Raw genomic sequence first — 12,172 nt, 5'->3', positions numbered from 1 at the left:
CACTCCTTTTATCGATGTTCAATACAGTTATTTGGACATACTGGCATACAACGACCACAATGTAAGCAGTGATGTTGATCAATCATGGCCTGTCCGTCTATGAATGTAATACAGCTTTGTGGACAAACATCCAAGCATTTCTTACAGCCAATACACCCATTACCGACATAATAACCTGAGATAGTTGTTTGTACATTTCCAATTGAAATTGTTCCTCTTTCAATATGTGCAGGATCACTTATATCAAAGTACTGTCCCCTCGCTTCATAAAGCACAAAGACATCCAATGCACTACGTGTATCACCTGGATAGATTTTCTGCATGTAAGTATTCTTTTCAAAGATTTCATTTAATTTTTCATGACCAATATTTCTGACTTTGCCAGCTAATGAAATAGATTTCTTGTTCTTCACACCTGTTAAACTGACATACTTTTGATTTATGAGCTGTTTGTAGAATTCTTTTCCTTTAGCGGTAAGGAAATAAACACCTTGATTATCATAAAGCATCATATCAATGACCCTTGTGACAGGACGACCATTTTGATCATTTGTCGCAATTATGACTGAATGGATATCTTCTACTAATATTTTGAGGTACTGCATTGGATTCACTCCTTTATGTAATATTTTTTATTTCATTTACATCATGTAATATAAACGATTACTTCTATAATGTCAACATTATTTTTACAATTAAAAACATACGCTATCATGCGTATGTCATTAAAGAATATAATGTGATATCGTTGCACAGATTTTCTTGATATCCACCTTCGCCTTAAAATCAAACTGGAGCTTTGTGCCATCCGCAAAACTTAAGATCGGTTCACTATCAATATCCATTACTCCTGCTGTCTCTACGCCAAAATAAAGGACTTTGGCATAAGGATAAGAGATATAGGAAATCTTCTTTCCTGTGATGCCTTGGACATTGACGACGATGATTCTCTTTGTCGTGAAAACAACTTGATCTCTGACAGTCTGGAAGGCCGCAATAATATCTTCACCTTCCACTAAGAACATCTGTACTTCTTGTCGTACTGCATTCAATTCTATTTCTTTAAGATTGGCGATATTAGCATCGCCAATAATTCCCGTTGAAATATTTGCCATATATGATACTCCCCTTTACTAAAAGCCTAAGTTCTCGTTGACAAGAATGACATGGATACGATCTTTATGACGACTAAAGCGTGTAATCAGAAACTGGCAACATACTGTATCAATCGATTTACAATCCATGCATTTACCCGTCTTTGTACATGGTGTGGTAATGTCAAAGCGTCCTGCATTAATAGGTGCAGCGATATTTCTTGCCCTCTTCATGGCATGATCAAGATCACTTGCCACCTTATTCATGCCTACAATAAATACAACCTTTTGTGGCCCCTGGGCGATAAAAGAAACACGGTTGGCATTGCCATCAATATTGACCAAGATGCCATCATCCGTCAAAGCATTCACGCTTGAGACAAAGACATCCGCTCCATAGGCTTCAATCAGCCCTTCTCTTTTTGCCATAAATGCACGATCATAGAAAGTATAATGACCATTATTCAGTGCATCTGTTAAGCCAATTTCCTGGGCACTCATACAACCTCCCATTGCCACACGACTTCCTTCTGGGATGAGTTCAAGAGCCTTCTTTAAAGCTTCATCACGATCTTTGACATAATAGCCTGTCATGTTGCGACTCTTAAGCCCCTTGATGACAATTTGGGCAAGCTTTTCATTTCTTTCTTTTTCAAATAAATCCATAAGCAAACCTCCATTACGAACATTATATCACGCTAGAAATCTCATGTGAATTATCCCCTAGAGTCATATAACAAGATAATCTGTGCAATATATCGCATTCTACTTCTCTATAGGCATATATTTGTTGAGATACTCTTCAATGGATACCATCCATTTTTACTCATGGCATTATCATTTTGTAAGCCATGGCCTGAATGTTCAATTACATAATATTTATAGTCAACATGTTTTTTTTAAGCTTTCTCAAGTCTCTTTGAGGCCGCAAATGGCTGAACACGGTCATGTGCTCCATAGGCGACAACTGTTGGAATAGGATTATTTTTGACCCATTCAGCAGCAATAGCTTTGACTTTTTGAAGATAACTCTGATTTTGTATTTCTTCTGGTGTAATCATTTGTCCACTCATGACAGTAAATAAAGCAGCACCCGCTTTTCTTGATTCATCCGTATTCCTACCTATACCAAATATGCTCCAGTCCTCGACATGAAAGGAAGAAGGACCAACGTCGCCATATGTCATAACGACTGGTACATCTGCATCTTTTCCATCACGATAAGCATAGATCATCGCTAAAGTATGCCCAGCTGAGCCACCAGCAACAGCCATTTTATTAATGTTGTAACCTGCCTTTTTTGCCTGTTCAACAACTTCAGGAATAGCTTTCTTGATTTCATATGATTACGAGAGAACACTTGCATCATTTGTTTCAGTGCCCAATGTATAATTAATTCCTGCTGCCACATAGCCCTTTGAAGTTGGCTAGGCAAGCGTCTTTTCATCATCTTTCTTATCACCTGACGTAAAGCCACCAGCATGAAGATAGACAACTAAGCCATAATTCCTTTTATCGTAATTATCTTGATAAGGAAGATATTATCAGACAGTTTTTAAATGACTTTACGCATGAATACAAGAAAATGCTCAACAGTTTTGATCAGCCAGATAATGTCATAACTTATAAGACTCTTTTTGAATTGATTCAAAAGCACAGTCAAAGATTCCTTATTCTTAGAAAACGACATCTTCTCTATCTCTTGCAGGAGGCGCTTCTTACATTTTGCGGACCGGTTAGAAGGCATGGATAATTTTTCTGCTTATGGTGTTTCCTTTGTCATGTATGGCACCTATGGCTGGATTGATGAATGGCTGCATCGTGGCATGCAGGAAGATTCTGAAGTCATCGCCCAAGTTCTTTCAGCAGGGCAAAATAAAACAAGCTAAAATTGTCTAGCTTGTTTACTTGATCCTATGTTTATTCATTTTTTCTTCAAAGATATCCATCATAATCTTTTGCAGGGCTGCTTTCTCTTGTTCAGGAAGTGGTCCTTCTTTTTTAGCAATCACATAGAGTTCAGGATGTTCTTTTGCGACTTTTTCTACTGTTTTTGTCGTTGCATGTCCTCTTACAAAGAAGGGAATCTTTTTGATCCATTCTTGTGGGACAAGATCTAATAACTTCTTTGCGGCTTCTTTGTCAGTAATTTCTGCTGTTGATAAACCTTCTTTGATTTGTTTTTGTTCGTTCTCTTTAAAATCTTTTAATTCCATTATTCTACTCCTCATCATATTGAGCAATTTCTACAAGATTACCATCTGGATCATAGACATAAAGACTATGCATTGGTCCTCTTGCACCAACCTTTGCACAAATATCTTGTGTGATTGCTACTTTGGATTCTTGTAATGCGTTTTTGACATTTTCTAAATCATCTGTTGTAATCAGGCAAAAATCATTTGTTCCATAGCCAGCATACTTAGCTGAAGGCTCAAATTCACCAGGGAATGTATGTATGTTGATTTTATGTGTACCAAAAATCAAATAATGTTGTTGTCCATTCATGCCATGCTTCATTTTTAAAATATCGCAATAAAAATGAAGACATGCCTCCAAGTTTTCTGTCACAATCACAAAATGATCCAATTCTTCAATTTCCATATTAATTTCTTCTTTCCTTTTATAGACGTAGATCTAAAGCCATTAAAATAAGCTCCTGGTCTACTCCATCTTTTGTAATAAAGCCTCTTTGATTGCGGCCATATTCCTTAAAACCCATCTTCTCATATAAAGCAATGGCTTGTTTATTCGTGGCAACAACTTCTAATTCCATTTGTTGGAAGGAGGCTAGTCTAGCCGCTTTAATACAGGCTTGCATAAGGGCTGTGCCAATGCCTAAATGCCAGTAATCTTTTTCAATACAAATGCCCAGTTCAATGCGGTGCTTGATTTTTATGCGATCACCAAGGGCATTTATCCCAGCCAGGCCTACAATTTTATCATCAATCAAAGCACATAGTTGTAAGTCTCGCGGGCTTTGTTCTTTTTGATTGATGTAAAGCACTTCATCTTTAACGCTCATTGTATTTTCTTCAGGATATGTGAGAAGGTAATCGGTTTGGGCATGCATTGTATGAAATGCCGTTAAAACATGATAAGCATCTGTACTTTTTGTATTTCTTATAACGCATGTTCTACCATCTTTTAATATCACACTGTCATAATAGCGCATCAGATCACCACCTTCTTGCCTCATTATACGCTTTGCATATACTTAATGAAAGTCCTGACTAATGTGCAATATAAACATATTCCTTCTTTGTACCTGGATATTTTTGAATGGCTTTATAAAATAAGGTTTGATATTCAACAGTATGATCACCATAACGCTTGATGTAGCTAAAACGCGGAACCTTCCCAAAAGCTTCAACATCAATATAATCAAGGGTATTGAAAAAGCCAAATAAACATAGAATAATCATACCAACAATCAACACATTTCTTACACTATTTAATCCCTGTAATCTTAATATCGTGCCACAAATCACAAAAAGACTACCAATAATCGCATAAATAGAGCCCCATGAACTATCATTAGGAAATAATGTGAAAGCTATTATGATTATAAGAAGACCAAATAGAATATGGCTTGTGCTTAAAATCTTTTGAAGTAATTTTTTATGTCTTTTTATATATCCAATCATCATATTTACTTCCTTTCTTTTTCCAGCAAATAATTCAATATGCTTGAACGATTCTCCATAAACATCTTGGTAATCTGATAGCTATCCGTTTCTTCATATGCACATGGACGAATCCCTGTATCATCAAACTGATAGATATCAGCATTAGGCAAGGCAAGAAGAATGGGTGAATGAGAAACACTCCCCTTTTCGTATATCGATAAATTTCAGCCATTAAAGTAAGTTGTCTCTGGGGAGATAACGCTGCTTCTATTTCATCTAAAAAATAGAGTCCGTTATCGCAAAACTCTTTTTGAATTAAAGTGAGAAAGCTTTCCCCATGGAACATCTGATGATAGTGTTCAGATCTTTCTAAAGCATATTATTCTTCCATTGTTGCAACATTATAGAAGCTTTCAGCCCTGAAATAATAGCCCCACTTCTCTTTACGTGATCCTTTAATCAATGTGATTGCCTGATTGAGATTTGTATTGGATTAATATGTCGAGAAGTGGTAGTTTCTTGTTCCACCTTCTGGGTTAAAATGAGAAGCAATAGCCATGGCTTGTAGTAATGTTGATTTGCCTGAACCATTTTCACCCACAAAGAAGGTAATAGGCTTTGAAAATGATAATTGTGTGAAATGTTGGAATGCGTTGATATGGCGTAAATAGCTCCCCTCTTCCATTTGATCAGGGTGAAAACGTACGCCTTGGATGATTTGTTGATTCATAATATTTATTTCTGTTAATAGTAAAATGAGATAAAAGCGATATTCAAGAATCAATTGATATTATTCATATCTTGTATTTGATAAATCCTATATGCAATGACAATAATACATATCGTTAAAAAAAACAATCCTATTTCAGACACTACTAAAGATACAGCTCCTCTTTGATAAAGAGCAGGAAATAGATCTACAAGCATATGCAATCCAATACCATATAATAAATACTGTTTCTTAGATTTGATGATGCTTTGAAAAACAATAACAGTTAGGCTGATATGTACAAACATCGTCATGATACGTTCCAACACATTTACATACATGCTTACAAATTGATACTGTGATGCCGCCATGAAAACGGGCAAAGCTTGTGAAGCTGTTTGTATGGTGATATGAAATGCTTTATATACACTTTGAGTATCCTGTGTCAAAGACATTACTGCAATAACGAGTTCAAGGATAATAGCAGGCAGAATAACTGCCCACACTTCAATGCCTCCATGTCCAATACCATAGTAAACTGCATTTTCATATGAATGATCTTTTTTCAACAAGTATTTTAAAATAAGATAACGCCCCACCTCTTCAAAAAGCCCAGCCATGCTGATGCCATAAATGACATAGACCAGTGTATGACTATTAATCATCCGTGATACAGGATTATCCATGATCAAACAAACATAATGCACACCAAGTTCTAATACGCGCGCACTCAATAGAAAGCCAAGCATCCCACCTATAAGATATTTCCACTTTAACTTCTTTTTATATCTTCTATACCAAAATGCCCAGAACGCTATTGGAATAGCCAAAAGCAAGATAACACTTAGTGCTAAGAAAATGATATTTGCTTGTGTAAAATGTATTTGTGATAGTTCTTCCATATCATAACATACTCCTTCTTTGCTTTGTTGTACTACTTGTTGTCTTTTTCTTCTATTAATCCATATTGTTGATACTTTTCTAAGAAAAAGCGATACATGATGCGATTACCTAGATATTGTCGATATGTTGCTGTCTTTTCTTTTCCCTCTGCTTTCATGATTTTTAATTGATTTTTCTCATATTCAGCTTGCTTCTGTATATCTGCAAGCATCTTTTCAAAAGCCTCTAATCTATCCAATGTTATTCCTTTCATTTTCTCATAGTTCTTTTTGTATTCATTATAGTCATTGATGAATCAATATAACAACCACATCATCCAAAGATTAATCACTGAAGCATAATTCTCTTTTGCAACACTTTTTTATATTTGTCAACAAGTTCCCTTATTTCCAATCCATCCTTTCTATGAATCATTCATATTTCTTAAAGATAAAGAAAGCAGATATTCTATGCACGAACATCTGCTTTATTCATTATTTATCCGCCTTAATCAAGCCATAAATACAACAATCACAAATTCCCTGATTATTCCAGTCTGCCTGATGTAATGTGCCTTCATATTTCAGACCACATTTCATCATGACTTGTCCTGAATGAGGATTATTGCAATCATGCTTAGCTTCAACCCTATTAAACTTCACTTCATCAAAAAGAAAATCTTTGACGGCACTAAGAGCTTCTGACATGATGCCTTGATGCCACCATTTTCTTCCAATACAATATCCTAATTGTGCTACTTTCGCCTTTTCTCTCAGTTCTACAACCGCAATATTACCTATTGGCTGATTATTGAGTGACTTGAGTGTAATAGCCCAATTGTATGTATCTGGCATTTTATACGAATCAACCCAGTCTCTAAGAATGCTTTTTGAGATTTCTTCACTTGTATGTGTTGGCCAGGTAAGATATTTTGTCACCTCATCATCCGATGCCCAGTTTTCAAACATCGCTTGACTATCTTCCATTGTAAATTGTCTTAATATCAAGCGTTCTGTTTCGATTGTTTTTGTGCCAATATGATTCATATATACCTCATGTTCTTCTACTTATTCTTCATCAGGAGCCTGTCCATCATGTGCTAGCCATTGACATTCTGTGATTTCCATATTTGTAAAGACTGCCTTAAATGATGATTCTTCTGGAGAGCATGCATAGATGCCAAACTGGATTTCATTATTTGCTTTTGCCATATGACATATACGCATTTGTTTGAATTTCTCACCATCTTCAGAACACTCTATACAGAAATCGTCATCACGTCGACTGAATCTATACCACATAGATTTGATCTTTGCATCAATTTCTGTTGTTGCCCAATCCGAATAGCCATTCTGTGTTACAACACTGCCAAGATGCTGGAATGTTTCATTTTCATATTCAATGGAACCTTTGATCCAGTTTTCGCTATCTAAATACATAATAATCCCACACTGATCAAAGCGGACTTTGCTTTCAAACTCAGTCTTAACGATAAATGAAAAATACTTTTTAGATGTCGTCATTTGTAGAACAGGGGCATTATCATTTCTAAAATGATAATACGTTCTTTGCCACAAATCAGTATGGGGATTTGTCACGATTTCAATTTTCTCATCCGAGATAGAATATGCTTTAGGTTCTCTTGTCCATGTCCAATTCCATTTATTCATTGTCTTCCTCTTTTCTATTTATTTCATTTAATTCCACATATCTTTATCCTATTATAACAATAAATACCTTTAGGAAAAGAACACTTTTTAAGAATTCCAAAAAAATGTCTTGAAAAGAATTTCCTGCTCATCTATCTCCTTTTCTGCATAGGCTATAGCTCTTTTCATATTTGCTAAATTTTATCTTCTAGCATCAAAGCAACACCCTATTCATCACCAAGCTCTATATAGTCCAACGATCATCATACATGCAAAAGTTAGACTTGGGATAAATACTGTCTTCTTTTATATCAGATATATTCTAAATCTTTCAAGTATGTGCGAGATGACGCTATAAGACTAGAAATAAAGTTCTAGTTCATTTACTTATATGACTGCTTTTAGGATAGCATCCTATCTAAATTGCAGCACGTATATTAAGAAATGCGTCAATGATTATCATTTTAACTTCTACCATTTCTTCATTTACACAAAAGTGCTTTTTATAACAATCACCATAACCTTATCAAAGATAACTTATTGATTATGATAAAAAGAGCTGTACTTCGCTTGCAAATTCATCCGCATATTGAAAAAGTGATCCATGTCCAGCATGGGGATAGATGACCAACTGACTTCCCTTGATTTTTTCATGCATTTGATAGGAATTCTCTGTTGGCACCATGTCATCCTGGTCCCCATTGACAATCAAGGTTGGCTGTTGTATGAAAGTGAGGTTATCTATTTTGGCACTACCCCATTTTTTGATTGCTTTTAGCTGCTTCAAAAAAGAAGATATCTTCATTGGCTGATCTGCCCACTCACGCTCCCTGCAATTGAGGCGATTTAGTACTTTAGCAGCTTCCTGTTCACCTTGTGCATCATCTCTATAGAAAATATAACGCTTCATATCTTTATGCTTTATCAAAGAATGGAACATGTGAGCAAATGTTACCGATGTGACACTATCAATGCCCTTGCCTCCCCTTTGACCTGTTCCAACTAGAATCAATCTATTTACTAGCTCAGGCGCTATCCTTACAACCTCCTGTGCAATCATTCCTCCCATCGAAAGACCTAGAAGGTTGATCTTCACATATCCAAGCGCATGAACAATATCAACTACAGATATGGCAGTTTCTTCTAGACTGCGTTCAACTCTCCCTTCACTAGCACCAACACCTGGGAGATCAATAAGAATCAAATGCTGATGTTTGGCTAAAAGGTCAATCAATTTTGGATCCCAGTTATCCATATTAGCTGCAAGATGTACTAGCATGACAAGGGGAAACTTGGATTTTCCTTTGGACAGTTCACGATAGGCAATCTTTTTTCCATTTACTGTAATCACTTCATTTTTTATCCTAAGATATGACATGTAATTACTCTCCTATTTTGATAATTGTCTTCCCTTTAGATTTACCATTTCTTACCTTACTCAGTGCTTCATTGATTTGATCTAAAGAAAATATTGTATCAATGGATGTTTCTATAGGATAAGTCTTGTTAAAGATTTGATTAATTCTATCCAATTGTTTTCCATCCTCATGGACAACTATGAAATCATAGGTTTGCTTATTCTTGGCTGCCATCTTATCATATTTTCTTCCTGCTATCTGAAATAGTATTTGTTTAAACAAAAACATCTTATTTCTTTTCGCAAATCTGCCATTGGGCAAACCACGTAGAGAGACAAGATTGCCGCCTTTCTTCAGTACTTTGAATTCATTAGGAAGCTCTCTATCTCCAAGCGTATCAAGAACATGATCCACGTTAGTTAATACATCCACATAGTTTTCTTTCTTATAATCAATAAATCTCTCTGCTCCAAGCTTTCTAACACGTTCTTCATTTTCCTTACTTCCATTTGTATAAACATGAAGTCCTAAGCTTTTAGCAATAGGAATAGCCATTGCGCCTAAACTTCCTGTTCCTCCCGAAATGAATATCGATTCGCCTGATTTAACCTGCATGATTTCAAAAGCCTGCATTGCGGTCAATGCTGTAAGCGGAATGGATGCTGCCTCCTCAAAAGATAGGTAGTCTGGCATTAATGCTAGAGCAGATTCTTCAATTGCTGCATATTGTGCAAATGCGCCTATTTTCTTTAATGGCATTCGTCCATATACTTTATCTCCAGCTTTGAAGCGTGTCGTATTCTTGCCGTTTTTTTCAACGATTCCAGAGAATTCATTTCCCATAATAAGAGGCATCTTATAAGGTACAATGAGTTTGACTTCTCCGTGAATAATCATATTATCCAAGGGATTAAAAGCTGCTGCTTTGACTCTTACAAGAACCTCGTCTTCTTCTAGAACAGGAAGTGGTACATCTCGAATTTCTAGATTTGTTCCATTCTTGTCATAATGTGTTAGTATTGCTGCTTTCATTGTTTTTTCTCCTTCTTTTCATTTTCATTGATATATTGACGCATGTTATTGATTGCATCTTTGAGTGTAATTGAAGATAGTTCTTTTTCTACACGTTCTTCCATATTGCGGAACATGCCATTGAGTACAGGTCGAATATTATGTCCAACAATGCATTCATCATTGGGATTCTGATGAATATCAAAGATATGGAGGTTTTCAGTTTCCATAACTGAATCATAGATATCAAGAAGAGAAATATCCTCAGGTTTCTTAACTAACTTAAACCCACTGATACCACGTCGTCCTTCAATGATTCCTGATTTTCTAAGTCTTGTTGTAAGCTTTCTAATATAGCTCGCATTCGTTCCAACACTTGTTGCAATCTGTTCTGAATTCATGGGCATTTCTGATTCTGAAATAAGTATCAATGTATGAATTGCTGACGAAAACTTTGTATCCATGACTACACCTCCAAGACAAATGAAGCAATATATTCCATATCTTCAGCTATTGAAATTCCTGGATCTTTCTGTACAAATGTACCCTGCAATCCAGATTCCTTTGCGGCTATTTCAAAATGGCATAATGCAATACCTAAATCTACTTTCTGAATATCACCAGTAGATGCTCTTTCATAACCCTTTGCCTTCTTTTCGTAAAAATGCACTCTATCCTTTTCCACTACAGCTCGCCACGGCTGCTTATTTGTAGCCGAAGGAGCAAATCGCACCATCTCCAAAGGCAATGCCCATAGATCACTATTTTCCGTATTTAATGGCTTCTCAAAATTATCTTGGAAAAACAGCTGATCAAAAGGAATACGTGAATCTGACTTCATGCCTTTACGCATCATGCTTTCACGAAGAGAACGTTTTTCCCCTGCATAGCCGATAGGTGTAACGACAGGCATCACTTCATCTTTTTTTAAGTCTATAGCTTTTTCAAAAGCTTTACGATCAATTATTGCCGCTAACCATACTGTACCTAAACCTAGTGATGTTGCATATAGCACGAGCTTTTCAAAAGCATACCCTAAAGATATTTCCGCATTCTTTTGTTTTTTATATTTTGCAGCTATATAGGTATTTGCGCCAATAATAACTGGACTGCTGACACCAGTCTTATTTGCATCGAGTATTGTAAATGTAATTGGAACATTAAAAAGGCCTTTATCTTGCTCAATGAATGACTTCACCTTTTCTAAAGTCTCTTGTGCAATCTCTTGTTCTTTATATGTTCGGACGCTTATTCTTTTTTTGATAATCTCTGTATTCATACTTGGTCTCCTTATTTGTATTTGTATCAGATGCTGATACATTATCAAAAACAATAATCTTTGTCAATAAGTCATACACTAAATTCACCAAGCTACGATTTGTCAATTTATCAATAATTATAGAAAACCTTCTCAACTCTAGCCTACCATCTAATAACTGAATTTGATTTAAGATTCTCTAGATGGTACATTGCACCTTTTAAAAATTCTTTATCCCCATATTGTTTTTTGAATAGATAAATTATCATAACAAGTGCAACACATGAAAAGTTCATAGGAATTATCTATGCTACTATGTGAGTGACCAAAAAAAACATAGAATGGAGATAAGCCTATGAACTATAACCATATTAACATAAATGAGCGTTCCTGCATCTATCAATTTCTCACTCTGGGCATGAGTATACGCGGGATTGCAAAGGCACTTCATAGAAGTCCTTCCACCATTTCCCGAGAGATAAAAAGAAATTCATACCGTACCTGGAGCAATTTCAAGGAGCATGATAGATATATTCCTGTAAAAGCCCAGGAAAAATATGAAGAAAGAAGGACCAGATGCCA

Annotated in this window: 19 protein-coding genes; 2 read left to right on the top strand and 17 right to left on the bottom strand. The window is 35.8% G+C overall.

Annotated elements, in window-relative coordinates:
* Nucleotides 1-8 precede the first annotated feature (8 nt).
* From T529_RS0100600 to T529_RS12435, 4 genes are all read right to left on the bottom strand, one after another.
* The gene (locus tag T529_RS0100600; protein WP_033161669.1) at nucleotides 9-605 is read right to left on the bottom strand and encodes a pyridoxamine 5'-phosphate oxidase family protein; all 597 of its coding nucleotides are present in this window, start codon (nucleotides 603-605) and stop codon (nucleotides 9-11) included.
* Between the two features lie 120 nt (nucleotides 606-725).
* Nucleotides 726-1,115: a PH domain-containing protein gene (locus T529_RS0100595; protein WP_033161668.1), complete on the bottom strand. Its 390-nt coding sequence runs from the start codon at nucleotides 1,113-1,115 to the stop codon at nucleotides 726-728.
* A gap of 18 nt (nucleotides 1,116-1,133) precedes the next feature.
* Entirely contained in the window at nucleotides 1,134-1,760 is a 627-nt protein-coding gene (locus T529_RS0100590) for a lactate utilization protein (RefSeq protein WP_033161667.1), read from the bottom strand.
* 233 nt (nucleotides 1,761-1,993) lie between these two features.
* The gene (locus T529_RS12435; RefSeq protein ID WP_338010834.1) at nucleotides 1,994-2,419 is read right to left on the bottom strand and encodes an alpha/beta hydrolase family protein; all 426 of its coding nucleotides are present in this window, start codon (nucleotides 2,417-2,419) and stop codon (nucleotides 1,994-1,996) included.
* A 420-nt stretch (nucleotides 2,420-2,839) separates the two neighbouring features.
* Between T529_RS12435 and T529_RS12995 the strand changes: the two genes are divergently transcribed.
* Nucleotides 2,840-2,983 carry a TetR/AcrR family transcriptional regulator C-terminal domain-containing protein gene (locus T529_RS12995; protein WP_156032129.1) on the top strand — a complete coding sequence of 48 codons (144 nt, stop codon included), beginning with the start codon at nucleotides 2,840-2,842 and terminating at the stop codon, nucleotides 2,981-2,983.
* A gap of 15 nt (nucleotides 2,984-2,998) precedes the next feature.
* On the opposite strand, the gene T529_RS0100575 is transcribed toward T529_RS12995, so the two are convergent.
* The 13 genes from T529_RS0100575 to T529_RS0100515 all read right to left on the bottom strand — a co-directional run bounded on the left by T529_RS0100575 (nucleotide 2,999) and on the right by T529_RS0100515 (nucleotide 11,611).
* Complete coding sequence (locus T529_RS0100575; protein ID WP_033161665.1) at nucleotides 2,999-3,310, bottom strand: hypothetical protein; 312 nt, start codon at nucleotides 3,308-3,310, stop codon at nucleotides 2,999-3,001.
* Between the two features lie 4 nt (nucleotides 3,311-3,314).
* The gene (locus T529_RS0100570; protein ID WP_033161664.1) at nucleotides 3,315-3,698 is read right to left on the bottom strand and encodes a VOC family protein; all 384 of its coding nucleotides are present in this window, start codon (nucleotides 3,696-3,698) and stop codon (nucleotides 3,315-3,317) included.
* Between the two features lie 19 nt (nucleotides 3,699-3,717).
* Complete coding sequence (locus T529_RS0100565) at nucleotides 3,718-4,269, bottom strand: GNAT family N-acetyltransferase (protein WP_033161663.1); 552 nt, start codon at nucleotides 4,267-4,269, stop codon at nucleotides 3,718-3,720.
* Nucleotides 4,270-4,327: 58 nt separating this feature from the next.
* The gene (locus T529_RS0100560) at nucleotides 4,328-4,744 is read right to left on the bottom strand and encodes a hypothetical protein (protein ID WP_051646783.1); all 417 of its coding nucleotides are present in this window, start codon (nucleotides 4,742-4,744) and stop codon (nucleotides 4,328-4,330) included.
* Nucleotides 4,745-5,216: 472 nt separating this feature from the next.
* Nucleotides 5,217-5,453 (bottom strand): AAA family ATPase, encoded by a 237-nt coding sequence (locus T529_RS13430; protein WP_238560760.1) that lies wholly within the window; start codon nucleotides 5,451-5,453, stop codon nucleotides 5,217-5,219.
* A gap of 50 nt (nucleotides 5,454-5,503) precedes the next feature.
* Nucleotides 5,504-6,334 carry a YhfC family glutamic-type intramembrane protease gene (locus T529_RS0100550; protein WP_033161662.1) on the bottom strand — a complete coding sequence of 277 codons (831 nt, stop codon included), beginning with the start codon at nucleotides 6,332-6,334 and terminating at the stop codon, nucleotides 5,504-5,506.
* A gap of 32 nt (nucleotides 6,335-6,366) precedes the next feature.
* A complete protein-coding gene (locus T529_RS0100545) occupies nucleotides 6,367-6,588 on the bottom strand; it encodes a hypothetical protein (protein ID WP_202962251.1) in 222 nt (73 codons plus the stop codon).
* Between the two features lie 220 nt (nucleotides 6,589-6,808).
* Nucleotides 6,809-7,360 carry a GNAT family N-acetyltransferase gene (locus T529_RS0100540; protein WP_033161661.1) on the bottom strand — a complete coding sequence of 184 codons (552 nt, stop codon included), beginning with the start codon at nucleotides 7,358-7,360 and terminating at the stop codon, nucleotides 6,809-6,811.
* 21 nt (nucleotides 7,361-7,381) lie between these two features.
* Nucleotides 7,382-7,984, bottom strand: a complete 603-nt coding sequence (locus tag T529_RS0100535) for a DUF1349 domain-containing protein (RefSeq protein ID WP_033161660.1) — start codon at nucleotides 7,982-7,984, stop codon at nucleotides 7,382-7,384.
* 523 nt (nucleotides 7,985-8,507) lie between these two features.
* Nucleotides 8,508-9,341 carry an alpha/beta fold hydrolase gene (locus T529_RS0100530; protein WP_033161659.1) on the bottom strand — a complete coding sequence of 278 codons (834 nt, stop codon included), beginning with the start codon at nucleotides 9,339-9,341 and terminating at the stop codon, nucleotides 8,508-8,510.
* 4 nt (nucleotides 9,342-9,345) lie between these two features.
* Nucleotides 9,346-10,353: an NADP-dependent oxidoreductase gene (locus T529_RS0100525; protein ID WP_033161658.1), complete on the bottom strand. Its 1,008-nt coding sequence runs from the start codon at nucleotides 10,351-10,353 to the stop codon at nucleotides 9,346-9,348.
* Nucleotides 10,350-10,796 (bottom strand): Rrf2 family transcriptional regulator, encoded by a 447-nt coding sequence (locus tag T529_RS0100520; RefSeq protein ID WP_033161657.1) that lies wholly within the window; start codon nucleotides 10,794-10,796, stop codon nucleotides 10,350-10,352. Before T529_RS0100520 ends, T529_RS0100525 begins: the two co-directional genes overlap by 4 nt.
* A 2-nt stretch (nucleotides 10,797-10,798) precedes the next feature.
* The gene (locus T529_RS0100515) at nucleotides 10,799-11,611 is read right to left on the bottom strand and encodes a nitroreductase family protein (protein WP_033161656.1); all 813 of its coding nucleotides are present in this window, start codon (nucleotides 11,609-11,611) and stop codon (nucleotides 10,799-10,801) included.
* Nucleotides 11,612-11,945: 334 nt separating this feature from the next.
* Here T529_RS0100515 and T529_RS13325 point away from each other — a divergent pair.
* On the top strand, nucleotides 11,946-12,172 hold a 227-nt coding region (locus T529_RS13325), incomplete at its 3' end, for a helix-turn-helix domain-containing protein (RefSeq protein WP_033161655.1).

It is taken from the genome of Sharpea azabuensis DSM 18934 (genome assembly GCF_000702165.1).
In the GTDB taxonomy this organism is placed as follows: Bacteria; Bacillota_I; Bacilli_A; order Erysipelotrichales; family Coprobacillaceae; genus Sharpea; species Sharpea azabuensis.
Note: the sequence above shows the minus strand (reverse complement) of the source record. Positions and strands in the feature narration are given on the sequence as shown.

Excerpts from the sequence above, each read along its gene's own strand:
- T529_RS0100595 (WP_033161668.1), bottom strand. The coding sequence starts at position 1,115 with ATGGCAAATATTTCAACGGGAATTATTGGCGATGCTAATATCGCCAAT.
- T529_RS0100600 (WP_033161669.1), bottom strand. The coding sequence starts at position 605 with ATGCAGTACCTCAAAATATTAGTAGAAGATATCCATTCAGTCATAATT.
- T529_RS12995 (WP_156032129.1), top strand. The coding sequence starts at position 2,840 with ATGGATAATTTTTCTGCTTATGGTGTTTCCTTTGTCATGTATGGCACC.
- T529_RS13430 (WP_238560760.1), bottom strand. The coding sequence starts at position 5,453 with ATGAATCAACAAATCATCCAAGGCGTACGTTTTCACCCTGATCAAATG.
- T529_RS0100535 (WP_033161660.1), bottom strand. The coding sequence starts at position 7,984 with ATGAATAAATGGAATTGGACATGGACAAGAGAACCTAAAGCATATTCT.
- T529_RS0100550 (WP_033161662.1), bottom strand. The coding sequence starts at position 6,334 with ATGGAAGAACTATCACAAATACATTTTACACAAGCAAATATCATTTTC.
- T529_RS0100565 (WP_033161663.1), bottom strand. The coding sequence starts at position 4,269 with ATGCGCTATTATGACAGTGTGATATTAAAAGATGGTAGAACATGCGTT.
- T529_RS0100540 (WP_033161661.1), bottom strand. The coding sequence starts at position 7,360 with ATGAATCATATTGGCACAAAAACAATCGAAACAGAACGCTTGATATTA.
- T529_RS0100525 (WP_033161658.1), bottom strand. The coding sequence starts at position 10,353 with ATGAAAGCAGCAATACTAACACATTATGACAAGAATGGAACAAATCTA.
- T529_RS0100560 (WP_051646783.1), bottom strand. The coding sequence starts at position 4,744 with ATGATGATTGGATATATAAAAAGACATAAAAAATTACTTCAAAAGATT.
- T529_RS0100570 (WP_033161664.1), bottom strand. The coding sequence starts at position 3,698 with ATGGAAATTGAAGAATTGGATCATTTTGTGATTGTGACAGAAAACTTG.
- T529_RS0100590 (WP_033161667.1), bottom strand. The coding sequence starts at position 1,760 with ATGGATTTATTTGAAAAAGAAAGAAATGAAAAGCTTGCCCAAATTGTC.
- T529_RS0100530 (WP_033161659.1), bottom strand. The coding sequence starts at position 9,341 with ATGTCATATCTTAGGATAAAAAATGAAGTGATTACAGTAAATGGAAAA.
- T529_RS0100575 (WP_033161665.1), bottom strand. The coding sequence starts at position 3,310 with ATGGAATTAAAAGATTTTAAAGAGAACGAACAAAAACAAATCAAAGAA.
- T529_RS0100520 (WP_033161657.1), bottom strand. The coding sequence starts at position 10,796 with ATGGATACAAAGTTTTCGTCAGCAATTCATACATTGATACTTATTTCA.
- T529_RS0100545 (WP_202962251.1), bottom strand. The coding sequence starts at position 6,588 with ATGAAAGGAATAACATTGGATAGATTAGAGGCTTTTGAAAAGATGCTT.
- T529_RS0100515 (WP_033161656.1), bottom strand. The coding sequence starts at position 11,611 with ATGAATACAGAGATTATCAAAAAAAGAATAAGCGTCCGAACATATAAA.